The 20115-nt window shown below is 61.2% G+C and carries 19 protein-coding genes; 8 read left to right on the plus strand and 11 right to left on the minus strand.

The window, feature by feature from the left end:
* Window positions 1-110: 110 nt before the first annotated feature.
* Entirely contained in the window at window positions 111-1757 is a 1647-nt protein-coding gene (locus J5M56_RS10285; RefSeq protein WP_207936738.1) for a GMC family oxidoreductase N-terminal domain-containing protein, read from the plus strand.
* A gap of 97 nt (window positions 1758-1854) precedes the next feature.
* The gene (locus J5M56_RS10290; RefSeq protein ID WP_207936740.1) at window positions 1855-3474 is read left to right on the plus strand and encodes an MFS transporter; all 1620 of its coding nucleotides are present in this window, start codon (window positions 1855-1857) and stop codon (window positions 3472-3474) included.
* A 167-nt stretch (window positions 3475-3641) separates the two neighbouring features.
* On the opposite strand, the gene J5M56_RS10295 is transcribed toward J5M56_RS10290, so the two are convergent.
* From J5M56_RS10295 to glyQ, 4 genes are all read right to left on the minus strand, one after another.
* On the minus strand, window positions 3642-4412 hold the full coding sequence (locus tag J5M56_RS10295; RefSeq protein WP_207936742.1) for a lysophospholipid acyltransferase family protein: 771 nt from the start codon (window positions 4410-4412) through the stop codon (window positions 3642-3644).
* 63 nt (window positions 4413-4475) lie between these two features.
* Window positions 4476-5003: a D-glycero-beta-D-manno-heptose 1,7-bisphosphate 7-phosphatase gene (gmhB, locus tag J5M56_RS10300; RefSeq protein ID WP_060479094.1), complete on the minus strand. Its 528-nt coding sequence runs from the start codon at window positions 5001-5003 to the stop codon at window positions 4476-4478.
* A gap of 3 nt (window positions 5004-5006) precedes the next feature.
* A complete protein-coding gene (glyS, locus tag J5M56_RS10305) occupies window positions 5007-7058 on the minus strand; it encodes a glycine--tRNA ligase subunit beta (protein WP_207936743.1) in 2052 nt (683 codons plus the stop codon).
* Window positions 7055-8002 (minus strand): glycine--tRNA ligase subunit alpha, encoded by a 948-nt coding sequence (gene glyQ / locus J5M56_RS10310; RefSeq protein WP_060479092.1) that lies wholly within the window; start codon window positions 8000-8002, stop codon window positions 7055-7057. The genes glyS and glyQ overlap by 4 nt, the downstream gene beginning before the upstream one ends.
* Window positions 8003-8085: 83 nt before the next feature.
* Here glyQ and J5M56_RS10315 point away from each other — a divergent pair, with 83 nt between their 5' ends.
* Both J5M56_RS10315 and J5M56_RS10320 read left to right on the plus strand, forming a co-directional pair.
* On the plus strand, window positions 8086-8637 hold the full coding sequence (locus J5M56_RS10315) for a DNA-3-methyladenine glycosylase I (protein ID WP_060479091.1): 552 nt from the start codon (window positions 8086-8088) through the stop codon (window positions 8635-8637).
* Window positions 8638-8677: 40 nt separating this feature from the next.
* Window positions 8678-9565, plus strand: coding sequence for a lysophospholipid acyltransferase (locus J5M56_RS10320; RefSeq protein ID WP_186476102.1), 888 nt, complete (start codon window positions 8678-8680; stop codon window positions 9563-9565).
* An 85-nt stretch (window positions 9566-9650) separates the two neighbouring features.
* Here J5M56_RS10320 and J5M56_RS10325 read toward each other — a convergent pair whose 3' ends face one another.
* From J5M56_RS10325 to def, 5 genes are read right to left on the minus strand one after another with little or no spacing between them, the layout of a single operon-like run.
* Entirely contained in the window at window positions 9651-9965 is a 315-nt protein-coding gene (locus tag J5M56_RS10325) for a hypothetical protein (RefSeq protein WP_186476101.1), read from the minus strand.
* A gap of 9 nt (window positions 9966-9974) precedes the next feature.
* Window positions 9975-11348 (minus strand): Trk system potassium transporter TrkA, encoded by a 1374-nt coding sequence (trkA, locus tag J5M56_RS10330; RefSeq protein WP_060479088.1) that lies wholly within the window; start codon window positions 11346-11348, stop codon window positions 9975-9977.
* Between the two features lie 23 nt (window positions 11349-11371).
* Entirely contained in the window at window positions 11372-12682 is a 1311-nt protein-coding gene (gene rsmB, locus J5M56_RS10335) for a 16S rRNA (cytosine(967)-C(5))-methyltransferase RsmB (RefSeq protein ID WP_186476100.1), read from the minus strand.
* Window positions 12679-13611: a methionyl-tRNA formyltransferase gene (fmt, locus tag J5M56_RS10340; protein ID WP_186476099.1), complete on the minus strand. Its 933-nt coding sequence runs from the start codon at window positions 13609-13611 to the stop codon at window positions 12679-12681. The genes rsmB and fmt overlap by 4 nt, the downstream gene beginning before the upstream one ends.
* Before the next feature lie 60 nt (window positions 13612-13671).
* Entirely contained in the window at window positions 13672-14178 is a 507-nt protein-coding gene (gene def / locus J5M56_RS10345) for a peptide deformylase (protein WP_003260000.1), read from the minus strand.
* A gap of 206 nt (window positions 14179-14384) precedes the next feature.
* Between def and dprA the strand changes: the two genes are divergently transcribed.
* The gene (gene dprA / locus J5M56_RS10350; protein ID WP_207936750.1) at window positions 14385-15482 is read left to right on the plus strand and encodes a DNA-processing protein DprA; all 1098 of its coding nucleotides are present in this window, start codon (window positions 14385-14387) and stop codon (window positions 15480-15482) included.
* A 44-nt stretch (window positions 15483-15526) separates the two neighbouring features.
* Window positions 15527-16084 carry an L-threonylcarbamoyladenylate synthase gene (locus tag J5M56_RS10355; RefSeq protein WP_060479098.1) on the plus strand — a complete coding sequence of 186 codons (558 nt, stop codon included), beginning with the start codon at window positions 15527-15529 and terminating at the stop codon, window positions 16082-16084.
* Window positions 16085-16199: 115 nt separating this feature from the next.
* Here J5M56_RS10355 and J5M56_RS10360 read toward each other — a convergent pair whose 3' ends face one another.
* Window positions 16200-17177, minus strand: a complete 978-nt coding sequence (locus J5M56_RS10360; protein WP_207936751.1) for an NADPH:quinone reductase — start codon at window positions 17175-17177, stop codon at window positions 16200-16202.
* Between the two features lie 135 nt (window positions 17178-17312).
* On the opposite strand from J5M56_RS10360, the gene hemF reads away from it, so the two are divergent.
* The gene (hemF, locus tag J5M56_RS10365) at window positions 17313-18224 is read left to right on the plus strand and encodes an oxygen-dependent coproporphyrinogen oxidase (protein ID WP_060479083.1); all 912 of its coding nucleotides are present in this window, start codon (window positions 17313-17315) and stop codon (window positions 18222-18224) included.
* Between the two features lie 25 nt (window positions 18225-18249).
* Window positions 18250-19074: a shikimate dehydrogenase gene (gene aroE, locus J5M56_RS10370; protein WP_207936752.1), complete on the plus strand. Its 825-nt coding sequence runs from the start codon at window positions 18250-18252 to the stop codon at window positions 19072-19074.
* Window positions 19075-19191: 117 nt separating this feature from the next.
* Here aroE and choX read toward each other — a convergent pair whose 3' ends face one another.
* Window positions 19192-20115: a choline ABC transporter substrate-binding protein gene (gene choX, locus J5M56_RS10375; RefSeq protein ID WP_207936753.1), complete on the minus strand. Its 924-nt coding sequence runs from the start codon at window positions 20113-20115 to the stop codon at window positions 19192-19194.

Below are 20115 nucleotides of genomic sequence, written 5' to 3' on the forward strand. Positions count from 1 at the left end.
TATGGCTGTGCTAAAACGCACAACGGCTGCGCGAAATCTCGTGTTCCCAAGACGAAATTACTCACTAAGATGATTCGGAACAAGAATAAAAATCAGGCGCGAGGTTACAGATGCCATCAGCCGATTCTGTCTTCGACTACGTGGTCGTAGGTGCTGGTCCTGCCGGCTGCCTGCTGGCCAACCGATTGTCTGCCGACCCTTCCTGCCGCGTGCTGCTGCTCGAAGCGGGTGGGCGCGATAACTATCCATGGATCCACATCCCCGTCGGGTACCTCTACTGCATCGGTAACCCACGCACCGATTGGTGCTTCAAGACCGAAGCACAAACTGGTCTGGGCGGCCGTGCCCTGGGCTACCCACGGGGCAAAGTGCTCGGCGGCTGCTCTTCGATCAACGGCATGATCTACATGCGTGGCCAGGCCGCCGACTACGATCATTGGGCCGACCAAGGCAACGACGGCTGGGCGTGGAACGATGTGCTGCCGTTGTTCAAAGCCTTTGAAAACCATCATGCCGGCGCCAGCGAGCACCATGGTGCAGAGGGTGAGTGGCGGGTCGAGCGTCAGCGCTACAGCTGGCCCATCCTGGACGCGTTTCGCGATGCTGCCGAGCAAAGCGGCATCGGCAAGATCGACGATTTCAACACCGGCGACAACCAAGGCTGTGGATACTTTCAGGTCAACCAGCGTAGCGGTGTGCGCTGGAACGCCGCCAAAGCGTTTCTGCGGCCCATCAAAGATCGCCCGAACGTTACGGTGCTCACTGGGGTGCAGGTAGACCAAGTGTTGTTGGGCAATACCCGCGCACGTGCGGTCAAGGCATTCTGGCAAGGCGCCTGGCATGAATTTGCTGCGCGTCGCGAGATCATTCTTTGTGCAGGTGCTGTGGGCTCACCCGGCATTCTTCAGCGCTCCGGTATCGGCCCGCGTAAATTGCTCGAGCAGTTGGGCATCGCTGTGCGCCACGATATGCCTGGCGTAGGGGGCAATCTGCAGGATCATCTGCAACTGCGCTTGATCTACCAGATCCGCAACACGCGTACCCTGAATCAGATGGCCAATAGCCTGTGGGGCAAGTTGGGCATGGGTCTACGCTACCTCTATGACCGCAGTGGCCCGCTGGCCATGGCACCGAGCCAGTTGGGCGCATTCGTGCGCTCCAGCCAGGAGCAGGCCACGCCGAACCTGCAGTATCACGTGCAGCCGCTGTCGCTGGAGCGTTTCGGCGAGCCGCTGCATGCGTTCCCGGCGTTTACCGCCTCGGTGTGCAACCTGCGCCCAGTCAGCCGCGGGCGCATCGATATCGGCGGTGCAGACATGAACAGCGCGCCTGTGATCAACCCTAACTACTTGAGTGCGCCCGAGGATCTGCGGGTTGCTGCCGACGCTATCCGCCTGACTCGGCGCATCGTCCAGGCCCCTGCCCTGGCCATGTTCGACCCCAAGGAATATTTGCCCGGGCCAGACCTGCAAAGCGATGAAGCGCTGTTCGAAGCGGCTGGCAAAATCGGTACTACCATCTTCCATCCGGTAGGCACCTGCCGAATGGGCAGCGGCGCACTGGACGTTGTGGATAACCAACTGCGGGTGCACGGCATTCCGGGTTTGCGTGTAGCCGATGCTTCGATCATGCCGTACATCACGTCGGGTAATACCTGTTCCCCCACCTTGATGATCGCTGAAAAGGCGGCACAACTGATCCTTAAAGGAGCGGCCACCCAAACCAACCTGAACCAAGACGCAGTACCGACCCCTTGACCCAGGAGGGTGCAACAGCGGCAGCTCGCGGTCACAAGCTGCCGGCAGTGGAACAACAAGAATAATCACTGTGGCCTGCGGGCCGAGGACAGCAACGATGTCGGATTACATCCAAGAGCAGGGTACAGCGGCAGCTACTACCAGCCGCCGGGAAGAACGCAAGATCATATTCGCGTCATCCCTCGGGACGGTTTTCGAGTGGTATGACTTTTTTCTCTATGGGGCGTTGGCTGCCGTCATCAGCAAGCAGTTCTTTGCAGGGGTGAACGACACCACGGCCTTCATTTTTGCGCTCATGGCATTCGCCGCCGGGTTTTTGGTGCGGCCATTTGGTGCGCTGGTGTTTGGCCGGTTGGGCGACATGATCGGGCGCAAGTACACCTTTCTGGTAACCATCGTACTGATGGGGCTGTCCACCTTCGCCGTTGGCCTGCTGCCCACTTACGCCAGCATCGGCATCGCGGCGCCGATCATTCTGGTGTTGTTGCGCATGCTGCAAGGGCTGGCGCTGGGTGGTGAATACGGTGGTGCTGCCACTTATGTGGCTGAGCATGCGCCACCCGGTAAGCGTGGGTTCCACACAGGCTTCATCCAGTCCACGGCTACGCTGGGTCTGTTGCTATCACTACTGGTCGTGCTGGGCAGCCGCTATATCAGCGGTGACCAGTTTGAAACTTGGGGCTGGCGCCTGCCGTTCCTGCTGTCGATTATCTTGCTGGCGATTTCCACCTGGATCCGCATGAGCATGCATGAGTCGCCGGCGTTCGTGAAAATGAAGGCCCAGGGCAAGGTCAGCAAGTCGCCGATCCGCGAGTCGTTCACCTCCTGGCCCAACCTCAAAGTCGTACTCACAGCGTTATTCAGTATCAACGCTGGGCAGGCCGTAACGTTCTATACCGCTCAGTTCTACGTGCTGTTCTTCATGACCCAGATGCTCAAGATGGACCCGGCTCAGGCCAACACCTTGTTGATCATCAGCGTGGTGATCGGCGCGCCGTTCTTCGTGTTCTTTGGTTGGCTGTCCGACCGAATCGGGCGCAAACCGATCCTCATGCTCGGCCTGCTGCTGGCCACGGTGCTGTACTTCCCTATGTTCAAGGCGCTGAGCCATTACGCCAACCCGCAGATCGATGCGGCCAGCCGCCAGGCACCCATTGTGGTAACGGCTGACCCACAAGGCTGCACCTTCCAATTCGACCCGGTCGGTAAGGCCCGCTTCGACAGCCCCTGTGACAAGGTCAAGACCTTCTTGGTCAAACAGGGGCTGCCTTACAGCTCGGTAAGCGTAGCTGGCAGCGATGTTGTGGTGAACATCGGCGACAAGACCATCAATGGCTTCGATGAAACAGCCATGCGCGCCGCGATCGAGCAGGCAGGCTACCCGGCCAAGGCAGACCCAGCACAGGTCAACCAAGTGATGGTGGTGGTGCTGATCGTCGCCATGATCCTGATCGCGACCATGACTTATGGGCCTTTGGCGGCGGTGATGGTGGAGTTGTTTCCAACGCGGATCAGATACACCTCGATGTCGCTGCCCTACCATATCGGCAACGGTTGGTTCGGTGGCTTCCTGCCCACCGTTTCGTTCGCGTTGGTGGTGTATACCGGGGATATCTTCTATGGGCTCTGGTACCCGGTGCTGGTGACCGGTATCAGCTTGGTGGTGGGAATATTCTGTCTCAAGGAAACCAAGGACGTGGATATCGACAAGGTTTGATGAGGGATAAAAAAACCGGCTTTAAAAGCCGGTTTTTTCATGCCCTAAAAAACTTATGCACGTTCGAACTGAAATCATTAGCTCTGGAAATAAATAGTTAATTCAATCACTTAGCGTATAAAACAAGCATTTCACGAACAAACTGTACACAAGTTATCCACAGAAGGTCAGGCCATCTGTTGCTGCGGTTTTTCCTCAGCTGGCGGCAGGGAGCCCATGGCTCGCTGGGTGGCTTCGTTCCAAGCGGCAGCGCGGTCATTGAGCTCAGCGATGGCCCGTGGCCCTGTGCCTTCAGCGTACATCGGCTCGCCGATCACCACCTCAATGGTGCCAGAGCGCTTGCCCCAGCCTGTCTTGGGCCAGAACTTCCCAGCGTTGTGGGCAATTGGCAATACGGGTAGCCCAGCATTCACCGCCAGGGCGGTACCACCCCGGGAAAATTTGCCCACTGTGCCGAATGGCACTCGGGTCCCTTCCGGGAAGATCAGCACCCAGGTTTTCTGCTTGAGCAACTCGTCACCCTTGCTGGCAACATGGCGCAGGGCTTCTTTGGGGTTATCTCGGTCGATCGCGATGGGCCTTAGCATGGCCATGGCCCAACCAAAGAACGGCACATACAGCAGCTCGCGCTTGAGCACTTGGCTCAGCGGCGAAAAATGCTGGGAGAGAAAGAAGGTTTCCCAGGTGCTCTGGTGGTTGGAGAGGATCACGCAGGGCTCATCCGGCACGTTCTCGGCACCGCTGACCTTGTAGTTGATACCGAGGAAGGTGCGCGCCAGGAACAGTGCGCAGCGGCACCAGTACACATTGATGAACTTGTAGCGCTTGGGGAACGACAGAAACGGCGCGACGAAAAAGCTCAGGGTGCACCACAGCAGCGAACTGGTGCCCAGCAGCAGGTAAAAAAGAAAGATTCTGATCGCCTGCAGGATCGACATAGTGGCAAGTACCGTTGCGGGTCATGCCCGCCTGGGAAAATACGCCCAAAGGCGCATCATTGTTTAAATAAGTGCTCTGGCGATAGCTGCCAGATCGTCGAAAATCAGTGTGTTTTGCGGGACCCCTTTTTCCAGAGTCCGCTCACCCTTGCCGGTTTTGACCAGCACAGGTTGGGCACCGACAGCGAGGGCAGCCTGAAGGTCACCGCTGCTGTCGCCAACGAACCAGACGCCCTCAAGGTTCACCTGGTAATACTCAGCGATCGCCCGCAGCATGCCAGGCTTGGGCTTGCGGCAGTCGCAGCCCTCGTCTGGCCCATGCGGGCAATACACGATATGGCCCACTACACCGCCCTGCTCGGCCACCAGTTCGCGCAGTCGCGCGTGCATGGCTTCGAGCGTGGTCAGCGGGTAATAACCACGGGCGATGCCAGACTGGTTGGTGGCCACGGCCACCGTCCAGCCCGCCTTGCTCAACTGCGCGATGGCCTCGACCGAGCCAGGGATCGGAACCCACTCTTCCAGCGTCTTGATGTAGGCGTCGGAGTCGTAGTTGATCACCCCGTCACGGTCGAGAATCAGCAGTTTCAAGGCTTACCCCAGCAGCGAAATGTCGGCCACACCCAGGAACAGGCCGCGCAGGCGGCTGAGCAGGGCGTAACGGTTGGCACGTACCTTGGCGTCTTCTGCGTTGACCATCACCGCCTCGAAGAAGGCGTCAACCGGGTCGCGCAGAGCCGCCAAGCGGGCGAGCGATTCACTGTACTGGCGGGCCGCTGCCATCGGCTGCACGGCCTGGTCGGCTTGCTGAATGGCCGAGTACAGCGAGAACTCGTTGGCGTTGTCGAAATACTTGGGCTCGACCTGCTCGGCAATGGAGCCTTCGGCCTTGCTCAGCAGGTTCGACACCCGCTTGTTCACGGCAGCCAGTGCGTCGGCTTCAGGCAGCTTACGGAAGGCCTGTACGGCTTGTACGCGCTGGTCGAAGTCCAGGGCCGAAGCCGGCTTCAAAGCACGCACCGACAGGTAAGTTGCAACGTCGATGCCTTCGTCTTCGTAGCGTGCGCGCAGGCGGTCGAAGATGAACTCCAGCACTTGCTCGGCAAGGCCTGCAGCCTTGACCTTGGCACCGAACTGCTTGACCGCGAATTCCACTGCGGCGCTCAGGTTCAGGTCCAGCTGCTTCTCGATCAGGATGCGCAGTACGCCCAGTGCGGCGCGGCGCAGGGCATACGGGTCTTTGCTGCCGGTGGGCAGCATGCCGATGCCGAAAATGCCGACCAGGGTGTCGAGCTTGTCGGCGATGGCAACCGCTGCACCGGTGAGGGTCTGCGGCAGCTCGGCGCCAGCACCGCGCGGCATGTACTGCTCGTTCAGGGCCTGGGCAACGTCTTCGGGCTCACCGTCGTTGAGCGCGTAGTAATAGCCGGCAACGCCCTGCATTTCAGGGAACTCGCCGACCATCTCGGTGGCCAGGTCACACTTGGACAACAGGCCGGCACGGCCAGCGCGCTGAGCGTCGCCGCCAATCAGCGGGGCGATGAACGCTGCCAGTTTGGACACTCGCTCGGCCTTGTCGTAGACAGTGCCCAGTTGCGCCTGAAACACCACATTCTTCAGGCGCTCGTTGAAGCTTTCCAGCGGCTGCTTCTTGTCCTGCTTGAAGAAGAACTCGGCGTCGGTCAGGCGCGGGCGCACCACCTTCTCGTTCCCCTGCACGATCTGCTTGGGGTCACGGCTCTCGACGTTGGCCACGGTGATGAAGCGCGGCAGCAGCTTGCCTTCGCTGTCCAGCAGGCAGAAGTACTTCTGGTTGTCCTGCATGGTGGTGATCAGGGCTTCCTGGGGCACCTCAAGGAAACGCTCCTCGAACGAGCACACCAGCGGCACTGGCCACTCAACCAGGGCGGTCACTTCGTCCAGCAGCGCCGGCGGCACGATTGCGCTGCCTTCCTGCTGCATGGCCAGCTCAGCGGTGCGCTTGCTGATCAGCTCGCGGCGCTCGGCGAAGTCGGCCAGCACGTAGGCTTTGCGCAGGTCTTCAACGTAGTTGGCCGGGGCGCTGATGACCACATTCTGCGGGTGGTGGAAGCGGTGGCCACGGGATTCGCGGCCGGCCTTCTGCGACAGGATGGTGCAATCGACAACCTGGTCGCCGAACAGCATCACCAGCCATTGGGTGGGACGCACGAACTCTTCACGGCTGGCGGCCCAGCGCATGCGCTTGGGAATCGGCAGGTCGTTCAGCGAGTCCTCGACGATGGTCGGCAACAGGCTGGCGGTGGCCTTGCCCGGGATATGCTGAGAGAAGCGCAGTTTGGCACCGCTCTGGTCGATTTCGGCCAGCTCGACCCCACACTTCTTGGCAAAGCCCAAGGCAGCCTGAGTAGGCTCGCCGTCTTTGAAGGCCGCCTGCATGGGTGGGCCGTCGATGTTGATGCTGCGGTCAGGCTGCTGCACGTCGAGCTGGCGGATCAATACGGCCAGGCGGCGCGGTGCGGCATAAACCAGCTTGCCGGTGTAGTTCAGGCCAGCAGCCTGCAGGCCTTTCTCGATGCCTGCCAGGAAGGCATCGCCCAGGCTTGCCAGGGCTTTGGGTGGCAGCTCTTCGGTGCCCAGTTCTACCAGGAAATCTTGAGCACTCATTGTGCAGCCTCCAGCTTCGCCAACACTTCGTCACGCAGTTCAGGGGTAGCCATCGGGAAGCCCAGGCGTGCACGGGCTTGCAGATAGCTTTGCGCCACGTCCCGGGCCAGGGTACGAACACGCAGAATGTAACGCTGACGCTCGGTTACCGAGATGGCGCGGCGAGCGTCCAGCAGGTTGAAGGTGTGCGAGGCCTTCAGGACCATTTCATAGGTCGGCAGCGGCAGGTCCAGCTTGATCAGGCGGTTGGCTTCGCTTTCATAGAAATCGAACAGCTCGAACAGCTTCTCGACGTTGGCGTGCTCGAAGTTGTAGGTCGACTGCTCCACTTCGTTCTGGTGGAACACGTCGCCATAGGTGACCTTGCCGAACGGGCCATCGGCCCAAACCAGATCGTAGACCGAATCGACGCCTTGGATGTACATGGCCAGGCGCTCGAGGCCGTAGGTGATTTCACCGGTGACTGGGTAGCACTCGATGCCACCGACTTGCTGGAAGTAGGTGAACTGAGTGACTTCCATGCCGTTCAGCCAGATTTCCCAGCCCAGGCCCCAGGCGCCCAGTGTCGGCGATTCCCAGTTGTCTTCGACGAAGCGAATGTCGTGGACCAGCGGGTCCAGGCCGATGGCTTTCAGGGAGCCGAGGTACAGCTCCTGGAAGTTGGCAGGGTTGGGCTTGAGTACCACCTGGAACTGGTAATAGTGCTGCAGGCGGTTGGGGTTTTCGCCATACCGCCCGTCGCCAGGGCGACGGCTTGGCTGCACGTAGGCGGCGTTCCAGGTTTCTGGACCCACGGCGCGCAGGAAGGTAGCGGTGTGGAAAGTGCCGGCGCCTACTTCCATATCGTAGGGCTGAAGCACCACACAACCTTGCTCGGCCCAGTAGTTTTGCAGGGCGAGGATCAGGTCTTGGAAGGTACGCACGGCTGGCGTAGGCTGGCTCACGAAATTCACCTGTATCTGGGGATGCGGATGTAAAGAGCGGGAGTATAACCTGATTCGCTTCGCCCTCTACTCATTGGAGCCTTATGCCACGCTGCTTTTGGTGTACCGACGATCCGTTGTACCAGGCCTACCACGACCAGGAGTGGGGGACGCCCCAGCGTGACCCGGCGTTGCTGTTCGAGATGCTTTTGCTCGAAGGGTTCCAGGCAGGGCTTTCATGGATCACCGTTTTGCGCAAACGCGAGCGTTATCGCCAGGTGATGTATGGCTTCGATCCGGTGAAACTGGCCGCCATGAGCGATGAGCGTATCGAGGAGCTGATGCTGGATGCGGGCATCATCCGCAACCGCCTCAAGCTCAAAGCTGCCCGGCGCAACGCCCAGGCCTGGCTGGCTGTGGATAACCCTGCGCAGTGGCTCTGGTCGTTTGTCGGTGGCGAGCCGAAGATCAACCACTTTCAGGCCCGTAGTGATGTGCCGGCCGTTACCGACCAAGCCAAGGCCATGAGCAAGGCGCTGCAGAAAGCTGGCTTCACCTTCGTTGGCCCGACCATCTGCTATGCCTTCATGCAGGCCACCGGCATGGTCATGGACCACACCACCGATTGCGATCGCTACGCCGCCTTGGTGCGCTGAGGGGTTACAATGCGCGCCTTGCTGAAATAAGGAATTGCCTGTGGAAAAGTTCAAGGGCGCCCTGATGGTCGGGGTGCTGCGTCTGTTTGCCAAGCTGCCCTGGGGCGCTGTGCAGCGTGTGGGCGCCGGCATCGGCTGGCTGATGTGGAAAGTTCCCAACGGTTCGCGCAACGTCGTGCGCATCAACCTGGCCAAGTGCTTTCCGGAAATGGAACCGGCGCAACGCGAACAGCTGGTTGGCCGGGCGCTGAAGGACATCGGCAAGTCTTTCGTCGAGAGTGCCTGTGCCTGGATCTGGCCACCGCAGCGTTCGCTGGCACTGGTCAAGGAAGTGCATGGCCTGGAGGTGCTGGAGCAGGCCCTGGCCTCGGGCAAGGGTGTGGTCGGCATCACCAGCCACCTGGGCAACTGGGAAGTGCTCAACCACTTCTACTGCAACCAGTGCAAACCGATCATCTTCTACCGCCCGCCCAAGCTCAAGGCAGTGGATGATCTGTTGCGTGAACAGCGGGTGCAGATGGGCAACCGCGTGGCCCCGTCGACCAAGGAAGGCATCCTGAGCGTGATCAAGGAAGTTCGGCGCGGCGGGCAGGTCGGTATCCCTGCCGACCCGGAGCCGGCGGAATCAGCCGGAGTGTTCGTGCCGTTCCTGGGCACTCAGGCGCTGACCAGCAAGTTCGTGCCGAACATGCTGGCCGGTGGTAAGGCGGTGGGGGTATTCCTGCACGCGCTGCGCCTGCCGGACGGCTCAGGTTTCAAGGTGTTCCTCGAAGCGGCACCGCCTGAGATGTACAGCACCGACGTCAACGTATCGGCGGCAGCCATGAGCAAAGTCGTCGAGCGTTACGTGCGCGAGTATCCCAGCCAGTACATGTGGAGCATGAAGCGCTTCAAGAAGCGCCCGGCAGGCGAGCCGCGCTGGTATTAAGCATTTGTACAAGCGGATTCACCTGCGAATGCGATGTTGCCTTTACCGACGCATTCGCGGGTAAACCCGCTTCTACCGACGCGCTTCAACCAGACGTTTTGTTGAGCTTCTTCAGGAACACAGCCATCTCTTTCTCGGCCTGCTTATCGCCATGGGCCTGGGCCGCGAGGATGCCGTCCTCCCAGGCTTTGCGCGCAGCAGGCAGGTCCCCTTGCAACTGGTGGGCTTTGCCTAGCAGCTTCCAAGCAGCCGAGTACTTCGGGTCCTGCGCCACGCAGCATGCCAAGTGCAGCGCCGCCTGGGCGCCATTGCCCTCATCCAGCCAGGCTTTACCCAGGCCGAATCGCAGCAGCGGGTTATCCACACCCTTGGTCAGCATCTTCTCCAGCGATTCGCGCATGCTTGCCCCCTAGAAGAAACTCAAGCCAACGTGGAACAGCTTTTCCACATCCCGAATGTGCTTTTTATCCACAACGAACAGAATCACATGGTCGCCTGACTCGATAACGGTATCGTCGTGGGCGATCAACACGTGCTCGTCGCGGATGATCGCGCCAATGGTAGTGCCCGGTGGCAAGGTAATGTGTTCGATGGCTTTACCAACCACTTTGCTCGACTTGGCGTCACCATGGGCCACCGCCTCGATGGCCTCGGCCGCACCGCGGCGTAGCGAGTGCACACTGACGATATCGCCGCGCCGCACGTGGGCAAGCAATGTACCAATGGTGGCCAGCTGCGGGCTGATGGCGATGTCGATCTCACCGCCCTGCACGAGGTCGACATAGGCCGGGTTGTTGATGATGGTCATCACCTTGCGTGCGCCCAGGCGCTTGGCCAGCAGCGAGGACATGATGTTGGCCTCGTCGTCGTTGGTCAGGGCCAGAAATATATCGGCGTCGGCGATGTTCTCTTCGAGCATCAGGTCCTTGTCCGAAGCACTGCCCTGCAACACCACGGTGCTTTCCAAGGTGTCGGAAAGATAACGGCAACGAGCTTGGCTCATTTCGATGATCTTCACTTGGTAGCGGCTTTCGATGGCCTCGGCCAAGCGCTCGCCGATTTGCCCTCCGCCGGCGATGACCACGCGTTTGTTGGTTTCATCGAGGCGGCGCAGTTCGCCCATTACGGCGCGGATGTCCTTCTTTGCGGCGATGAAGAACACTTCGTCATCGGCTTCGATCACCGTATCGCCGCGTGGTGTAATTGGGCGGTCGCGGCGGAAGATGGCCGCAACGCGCGTATCCACATTGGGCATGTGGGCGCGGATCTGACGCAGTTGCTGGCCCACCAATGGGCCGCCGTAATAGGCCTTCACTGCCATCAGTTGCGCTTTGCCACCGGCAAAGTCGATCACCTGCAGGGCGCCTGGGTGCTCGATCAGGCGCTTGATATAGTTGGTCACTACCTGCTCAGGGCTGATCAGCACGTCGACCGGAATATGGTCATTGTCGAACAGCTCCTCACGGGTGAGGTAGGCTGACTCGCGCACTCGGGCGATCTTGGTCGGGGTGTGGAACAGCGTATAGGCCACCTGGCAGGCGACCATGTTGGTTTCGTCGCTGTTGGTCACCGCAATTAGCATGTCGGCATCGTCGGCACCGGCCTGGCGCAGCACCGTGGGCAGCGAACCGCGGCCCTGTACGGTACGGATGTCCAGGCGGTCGCCGAGGTCGCGCAGGCGGTCGCCATCGGTATCGACCACGGTGATATCGTTGGCTTCGCTGGCCAGGTGTTCGGCCAGCGTACCGCCTACCTGCCCTGCACCGAGGATGATGATCTTCATCCGCTACTCCCTACCCTTTGTGCTTAACCGCGCGAGGCGGCGATCTTGATCAGCTTGGCATAATAGAACCCGTCATGGCCGCCTTCCTGGGCCAGCAACTGGCGGCCATGGGGCTGGCGCAGGCCGGCCGCGGTGGCCAGGTCCAGCTCGCGGGCGCCCGGGGTGCGGGCAAGGAAGGCTTCGATCACCTCGGTGTTCTCGGTCGGCAGGCTCGAGCAGGTCGCGTACAGCAGCATGCCGCCCACCTCCAGGGTCGGCCACAACGCATCGAGCAGTTCGCCTTGCAGCGTGGCCAACGCCGGGATGTCCTCGGCCTGGCGCGTCAGCTTGATGTCCGGGTGGCGGCGGATCACTCCGGTGGCCGAGCATGGCGCATCGAGCAGAATCCGCTGGAACGGCTTGCCGTCCCACCAGCTGGCGGTTTCGCGGGCATCGCAGGCAATCAGCTCGGCATCGAGCTGTAGGCGGTCAAGGTTCTCACGCACGCGGGCCAGGCGTTTGGCCTCAAGGTCGATGGCCACCACCTGGCCCAGGCCAGCTTCGGCTTCCAGCAGGTGGCAGGTTTTGCCGCCGGGGGCGCAGCAGGCATCCAGCACACGCTGCCCAGGTGCCAGTTCGAGCAAGTCAGCTGCCAGTTGCGCGGCTTCATCCTGGACACTCACCCAGCCCTCGGCGAAACCAGGCAGGCTGCGCACGTCGCAGGCTTGGGCCAGTACGATACCGTCACGGCTGTACTGGCAGGCGCTGGCGCCAATGCCTGCTGCCGTCAGTAACGCCAGGTAAGCTTCGCGGCTATGGTGGCGGCGGTTGACTCGCAGGATCATTGGCGGGTGAGCATTGTTGGCGGCGCAGATGGCTTCCCATTGCTCTGGCCAGAACGCCTTGAGCGATTTTTGCAACCAGCGTGGGTGAGCGGTGCGCACCACTGGGTCGCGTTCCATGCTGGCAAGCAGTGCTTGGCCTTCGCGCTGGGCGCGGCGCAATACCGCATTGAGCAGGCCCTTGGCCCAAGGTTTCTTGAGCTTGTCGGCGCAGCCGACGGTCTCGCCAATCGCTGCATGGGCTGGGATGCGGGAATAGAACAACTGGTACAGGCCGACCAACAGCAGCGCCTGCACGTCGGCATCGGCGGCTTTGAACGGCTTCTGCAGCAATTGTGCTGCCAGCAGGTCCAGGCGTGGCTGCCAGCGGGCGGTGCCGAACGCCAAGTCTTGGGTCAGGCCACGGTCGCGCTCGTCGACCTTCTCCAGTTGCCCGGGCAGCGAACTGTTGAGCGAAGCCTTGCCGCTAAGTACAGCTGCGAGGGCACGGGCGGCAGCCAAGCGCGGGTTCATTGGCCAAGTACCTTGCCGGCGGCGAACTTCTCGCGACGGCTGTTGAACAGGTCACTGAAGTTCAGCGCCTTGCCACCTGGCAGTTGCAGCCGGGTCAGGCTCAACGCCTGATCACCACAGGCGACTACCAGGCCATCCTTGCTGGCGGAGATGATTTCACCCGGCGCACCCATACCGGTGCACAAGCTGGCGGCTAGAACTTTGACGCTCTCGCCGTCGAGCGTGCTGTGGCACACCGGCCAAGGGTTGAAAGCGCGGATCAGGCGCTCAAGCTCGACGGCCGGGCGGCTCCAGTCGATGCGTGCTTCGTCCTTGTTCAACTTGTGTGCATAGGTGGCCATGGCATCGTCCTGAGCTTCACCTTGCAATGAACCATCTGCCAGCCCGGCGACGGCCTGGATCACAGCCGCCGGGCCCATCTGAGCCAGACGATCGTGCAAGCTGCCGCCGGTATCGTCAGCGCTGATCGGGGTGGTCACTTTTAGCAGCATTGGCCCGGTGTCCAGGCCGGCCTCCATGCGCATCACCGTCACGCCGCTCTGAGCATCGCCCGCTTCCACGGCGCGCTGGATCGGTGCCGCGCCGCGCCAACGTGGCAGCAGCGAGGCGTGGCTGTTGATGCAACCCAGGCGCGGGATGTCGAGCACTGCCTGCGGCAGAATCAAGCCGTAGGCAACTACCACCATCAGGTCGGGCTCGAGCGCGGCGAGCTCGGCCTGGGCCTCGGGGTTGCGCAGGGTCTGCGGCTGCAACACTGGGATGTCATGGGCCAAAGCCAAAGCTTTGACCGCACTCGGCATGAGCTTCTGGCCGCGGCCGGCAGGGCGGTCGGGCTGGGTATAAACAGCCACGATCTGGTAGGGGCTGTCGAGCAGGGCCTTGAGGTGTTCGGCGGCAAACTCTGGAGTGCCTGCAAAGACGATGCGCATGGAGTTCTCGCTTGCAAAAAGAAGAAGGCTTGCCGGAGCAAGCCTTCTGGAAGGTCGGGATCAGGCTTGCTGACGGTGCTGTTTTTCCAGCTTTTTCTTGATCCGGTCGCGCTTGAGCTGTGACAGGTAGTCGACGAACAGCTTGCCATTGAGGTGATCGAACTCATGCTGCACGCACACTGCCAGCAAGCCTTCGCATTCCAGCTCGTATGGCTTGCCGTCGCGATCCTGGGCCTTGACCCGTACCCGCAGCGGGCGGTCGACGTTTTCGTAGAAGCCCGGTACCGAAAGGCAGCCTTCCTGATACTGGCCCATATCGTGGGTGAGCTCTTCGACCGTTGGGTTGATGAAGACACGCGGTTCACTGCGGTCTTCGCTCAGGTCCATGACCACGACTTGCTGGTGCACGTTGACCTGGGTCGCGGCCAAGCCGATGCCAGGGGCTTCGTACATGGTTTCAAACATGTCGTCGATCAGCTGACGCAGAGCGTCGTCGAACACCGTTACCGGTTTGGCAATGGTGCGCAGGCGCGGGTCGGGGAATTCGAGAATGTTCAAGATGGCCATAAGGTCAGGCAGTCACTGTCTGTCGGTTGAAAACTGAACACACATAATAAAGGCAAACGCTGATTTCAGCACCTGCGAAAGCTCGTCTACGGTCTCTATAGGCCTGATAGCCGGCAAATCATGGACAGCTTTTCAAACTGTTACTCACACACTTATCCACAGGTTGTGCCACGTAGATGGCCCTGTATCGATCAAGGATGATCAGTATGTTGAACGACCATTCGTCGTCTTGTGCGCCTGCAGAACTGGAAGCCCGACTACGCTTGCATCGCTTGCCTGAGACGGGGTTGCGACGCTTTCGAACCCTTATCCAAGCCTTTGGCAGCGCTTCATCCGCACTCAGTGCGCCGGGCTCTGCCTGGCGCGCGCTGGGTGTTGGCCAAGCCACCATCGATGCGCGGCGCAGCCCAGAAGTGCGCGATGGCGCGCTGGCTGCCATGGCCTGGCTAGAGCGGCCTGGCCAGCATTTACTGATGTGGGACGGCCCTGGCTACCCTGCTTTACTGAATGAAATCGACGATGCGCCGCCCTTGTTGTTCGTGGCGGGCGACCCTGCACTGCTCGACCGACCGCAGGTCGCAATCGTGGGCAGCAGGCGCGCCACCCCACCGGCACTGGACACCGCCAGGGCGTTCTCGCGCTACCTGGCGCAAGCAGGTTTCACCATCACCAGCGGCCTTGCCCTGGGTATAGATGGTGCCGCTCATCGGGCGGCACTGGAGGTCGGTGGAGGCACCATTGGTGTGCTAGGCACCGGCTTGCAAAAATTTTATCCACAGCGCCATCGCGACCTTGCACGGATGATGATCGACAGCGGCAACGCCCTGGTTTCCGAGTACCCACTCGATGCCGGGCCGCTGCCTGGCAACTTCCCGCGGCGCAATAGAATCATCAGTGGTTTGTCGCTTGGTGTGCTGGTGGTCGAGGCGAGCCTGGCCAGTGGCTCGTTGATTACCGCTCGTCTGGCCGCCGAGCAGGGCCGTGAGGTTTACGCAGTACCAGGTTCCATCCACCACCCTGCGGCCAAGGGCTGCCATCAGTTGATTCGCGACGGCGCATTGCTGGTGGAGAGCGTAGACCAGATCCTTGAAAGCCTGCGCGGCTGGCAGAACCTGCCCCCCGCTGTGGTGCAAAAGCCACTTCACCCGCTGCTTGCCCTGCTCCATGCTGCGCCACAGACTAGCGAGAACCTGGCCCACTTCACTGAACAGTCGCTGGCCGAGGTGCTGGCGCAGTTGACCGAGCTGGAACTTGAAGGCCGGGTCAGCAATGTCGGCGGGCGTTGGTTTGCCCGCGCCGGCTAAGTACACTGCGCGCAGGCAAGGTCAACAAGGCGGAGAAACGCAAAATGGTGAGCAGTTTTCGTGTGCAACAAGCCGCACGTGAGATCAGGGCGGGCGCAGTCATCGCCTACCCTACGGAAGCGGTCTGGGGCCTGGGCTGCGACCCGTGGAACGAGGACGCGGTATATCGTCTGCTGGCGCTTAAATCCCGACCTGTGGATAAAGGCCTGATCCTGATCGCCGACAACATCCGCCAGTTCGACTTTCTGTTCGAGGACTTCCCCGAGGACTGGATCGACCGCATGAGCAGCACCTGGCCCGGCCCGAACACCTGGCTGGTACCGCACCAGGATCTCTTGCCTGAGTGGGTGACCGGGCAGCACGATACCGTGGCGCTGCGGGTGAGCGATCATCCTCAGGTGCGCGAGCTGTGTGCGCTGGTGGGGCCGCTGATTTCCACTTCATGCAACCCGGGCGGGCGCCCGGCGGCGAAGAGCCGGTTGCGGGTGGAGCAGTACTTCCATGGCCAGCTCGACCTGGTACTGGGTGGGGCGCTGGGTGGGCGCAAGAATCCCAGTGTGATTCGAGATTTGGTTACGGGTGAGGTCGTTCGGCCGGGCTGAGACTGTGGCGGTTAGACTGCACGCGGCCGCAGAGGCTGAAAAGTAAGATCAGAGGGCTGACAGGTGCCTGCCTTTGGGTTTTAGCGCCTGACAGCCCTACCTCAGTCTCACCCTCTCAAGGCAACAAAACCGTAGACCCCACCGTCCTACGGGCCGACAGCGCCTCCTGCGCCTTGGCCGCCTCGCTCAGCGCATACCGCTGCTGAATATCCACAACCAGCTTGCCACTGCCGATCATCGCAAACAGGTCATCGGCCATCGCCTGGGTGTTCTCGGCATTGTTTGCATAGGTCGCCAGGGTCGGCCGGGTGACATACAGCGAGCCTTTCTGCGACAGGATGCCCAGGTTCACGCCGCTCACCGCGCCTGAAGCATTGCCGAAGCTCACCATCAGCCCGCGAGGTTGCAGGCAGTCCAGCGAGGTCAGCCAGGTGTCGGCGCCGACGCCGTCGTAAACCACCGGGCACTTTTTGCCATCGGTCAGCTCCAGCACGCGTTTGGCCACGTCTTCACGGCTGTAATCGATGGTTTCCCATGCCCCCAGCGCCTTGGCCCGCTCGGCCTTCTCGGCAGAGCTCACGGTACCGATCAGCTTGGCGCCCAGGGCCTTGGCCCACTGGCACGCCAGGGAACCCACACCGCCTGCTGCGGCGTGGAACAGGATCACGTCACCCGGTTTGACCTCATAGGTCTGTTTCAGCAGGTACTGCACGGTCAGCCCCTTGAGCATCACCGCTGCCGCCTGCTCGAAGCTGATATCGTCGGGCAGCTTGACCAGGTTGGCTTCCGGCAAGGTATGCACCTCGCTGTAAGCGCCAAGGGGGCCAGTGCCATAGGCCACCCGGTCACCAACATTCAGCCGGGTCACGCCCTCGCCCACGGCCTCGACGACACCAGCGGCCTCGGTGCCCACGCCGCTGGGAAGGGACGGCGGGGAGTACAGCCCGCTGCGAAAATACGTGTCGATGAAGTTCAGGCCGATCGCATGGTTACGCACGCGTACCTGCTGGGGCCCCGGTGCAGCAGGTTCGAACTCCACAAGCTGCAACACCTCTGGGCCGCCATGCTGGCTGAACTGAATACGCTTGGCCATCTCGCACTCCTGTTGTCGGGAACGGGGAAAGGCCTTCTATCGGACGCCTTTGCTTGACCGCCGTCAACTGCGGCGGGCGCGCCGGGGGTGGTATGCTACGCGGCGAATTCTTCCCTGCCCGTTCCTGGTGACCTGATGACTAGCCGCACCGAGGCCGTGAAAGCCTACCTGCTCGATCTGCAAGACCGCATCTGCTCTGCCCTCGAAGCCGAAGACGGCGGCGCCCGCTTCGTCGAGGATGCCTGGGTGCGCGAAGCTGGGGGCGGCGGTCGCACGCGGGTGATCGGTGACGGCAAGTTGATCGAAAAAGGTGGGGTCAACTTTTCCCATGTGTTCGGCGCAGGCTTGCCGCCTTCAGCCAGTGCCCACCGCCCCGAGCTGGCGGGCCGGGGTTTCGAGGCCCTGGGTGTGTCATTGGTGATTCACCCGCATAACCCTCATGTGCCGACGTCTCACGCCAACGTACGTTTTTTCATTGCCGAAAAGGAAGGTGAAGAAGCGGTCTGGTGGTTTGGCGGCGGTTTCGATCTCACCCCGTACTACGGCCATGACGAGGACTGCATTCATTGGCACCGCGTTGCCGAACAAGCCTGTGCGCCATTCGGTGCTGATGTATACCCGCGTTACAAGGCCTGGTGCGACCGCTACTTCCACATCAAACACCGTGGCGAGCCACGTGGTATCGGCGGGCTGTTCTTCGATGACCTCAACGAATGGGACTTCGATACCTGTTTCGCTTTCCTGCGTGCCATTGGCGATGCCTATGTCGAGGCCTACCTGCCGATCGTTCAGCGCCGCAAGCACACGCCCTTCACGCCCCAGCAGCGCGAGTTCCAGGAGTACCGCCGTGGGCGCTATGTGGAATTCAACCTGGTTTACGACCGTGGCACCTTGTTCGGCCTGCAGTCAGGTGGGCGCACCGAATCCATTTTGATGTCGCTACCGCCGCAGGTGCGCTGGGGCTACGACTGGAAGGCGGCGCCGGGCACTGAGGAGGCACGCCTGACTGACTACTTCCTTCAGGACCGCGACTGGCTTGGCCAGTAAGCCTGTAGATAAACAAGGAATCGAAATGGACCAGTATGTTGTCTTCGGTAACCCCATCGGTCATAGCAAGTCGCCGTTGATTCACCGCCTGTTCGCCGAACAGACCGGGCAGGACCTGGAATACGCCACGCTGCTGGCGCCACTGGACGAATTCAGCGATTGCGCACGTGGCTTCTTCAAGCAAGGCAGTGGCGCCAATGTGACCGTGCCGTTCAAGGAAGAAGCCTACCGCCTGTGCGACAGCCTCACCCCTCGTGCCCACCGCGCAGGTGCCGTGAACACACTGAGCAAGCTGCCTGATGGCACGCTGCAAGGCGACAACACCGACGGTGCTGGGCTGGTGCGCGATCTGACGGTGAACGCAGGGGTGGAGTTGGCCGGCAAGCGTATCCTCATTCTGGGTGCTGGCGGCGCCGTACGCGGCGTGCTCGAACCTATCCTGGCCCATCAGCCGCAGTCGTTGGTGATTGCCAACCGTACGGTCGAGAAGGCCGAGCAGCTGGCGCGGGAGTTCGATGAACTGGGCCCGGTGGCGGCCAGCGGATTTGCCTGGTTGCAGGAGCCGGTGGATGTGATCATCAATGCCACCTCTGCTAGCCTGGCCGGTGAATTGCCGCCGATCGCCGACAGCCTCGTCGAGGCGGGCCGCACGGTGTGCTACGACATGATGTATGGCAAAGAGCCGACCCCCTTCTGCCAATGGGCCGCGACGTTGGGAGCTGCCAAGGTTCTGGATGGTTTGGGCATGCTGGCCGAGCAGGCGGCTGAAGCGTTCTTCATCTGGCGTGGCGTGCGACCGGATACGGCGCCGGTCCTTGCAGAGCTCCGCCGGCAACTCGCTCGCGGCTGACAGTTCCGGGCTTTACTTAATCCTTGAGGGGGCGGATTCACCGACGTTGTGTCCAGCGCGGTAATTAGCACCGTTTGCGCCAGTGTTGCCCCCATGGAGGAATAGCTGGGTTGGGTATCACAGCTTGGCTTTTACAGCCTCCAGGGCATTGCCATCGGCTTTGGTGGTCACCCCCGATAACCACCCTTGCAACCGTGCGGGGTGTTGCTTCACCCAAGCCTTGGCCGCTTCATCGAAGCTGATTTTCTTGTCCACCACCTCGGCCATGATGGCGTTCTCCATGTCCAGGGTGAAGCTCAGATTCGCCAGCACTTTGGCCGCGTTCGGGCAGGCCTGTGAATAACCCTTGCGGGTCAGGGTGAACACCTCGCCTTTGCTGCCGAACCACTTCTCGCCGCCCGTCAGGTAATGCATCTTGAGCTTTACGTTCATCGGATGCGGAGTCCAGCCGAGGAAGGCGATGAACTTTTGTTTTTTCACAGCCCGGTCCACTTGGGCCAGCATTGCCTGTTCGCTGGATTCCACCAGCTTCCATTGGCCCAGATCGAATTCGTTCTTGTCGATGATTTCCTTGAGTGACAGGTTCGCCGGCGCGCCAGAGCCGATGCCATAGAGCTTCTTGTCGAACTGGTCGGCGTGCTTTTGCAGATCGGCGAAATCTTTCACCCCGGCATTCCACACGTAGTCCGGCACTGCCAGAGTGAACTCTGTGCCCTCCAGGTTGCGCGACAGTCGCTGCACATCACCATTGGCGATGAACTTGTCGTGAAAGCCCTGCTGTGCCGGCATCCAGTTGCCCAGGAAAGCGTCGACACGGCCATCCTTGAGGCCGCCATAGATGATCGGGACGGCCAGGCTGTCGATCTTCACCTGGTAACCCAGGCCTTCCAACAGCAGGCGAGCCACGGCGTTGGTCGAAGCGATGTCGCTCCAGCCGGGGTCGGCCAGTTTGACCGTGCTGCATTGCGCGTCGGGGTCAGCGGCTTGGGCCGCTGTGGTGGTCAGGGCTAGTGCGAATACGGCGGTAGCGATCTTGTGCAT

The organism is Pseudomonas sp. 51_B (assembly GCF_017491595.1).
Lineage (GTDB): Bacteria > Pseudomonadota > Gammaproteobacteria > Pseudomonadales > Pseudomonadaceae > Aquipseudomonas > Aquipseudomonas promysalinigenes.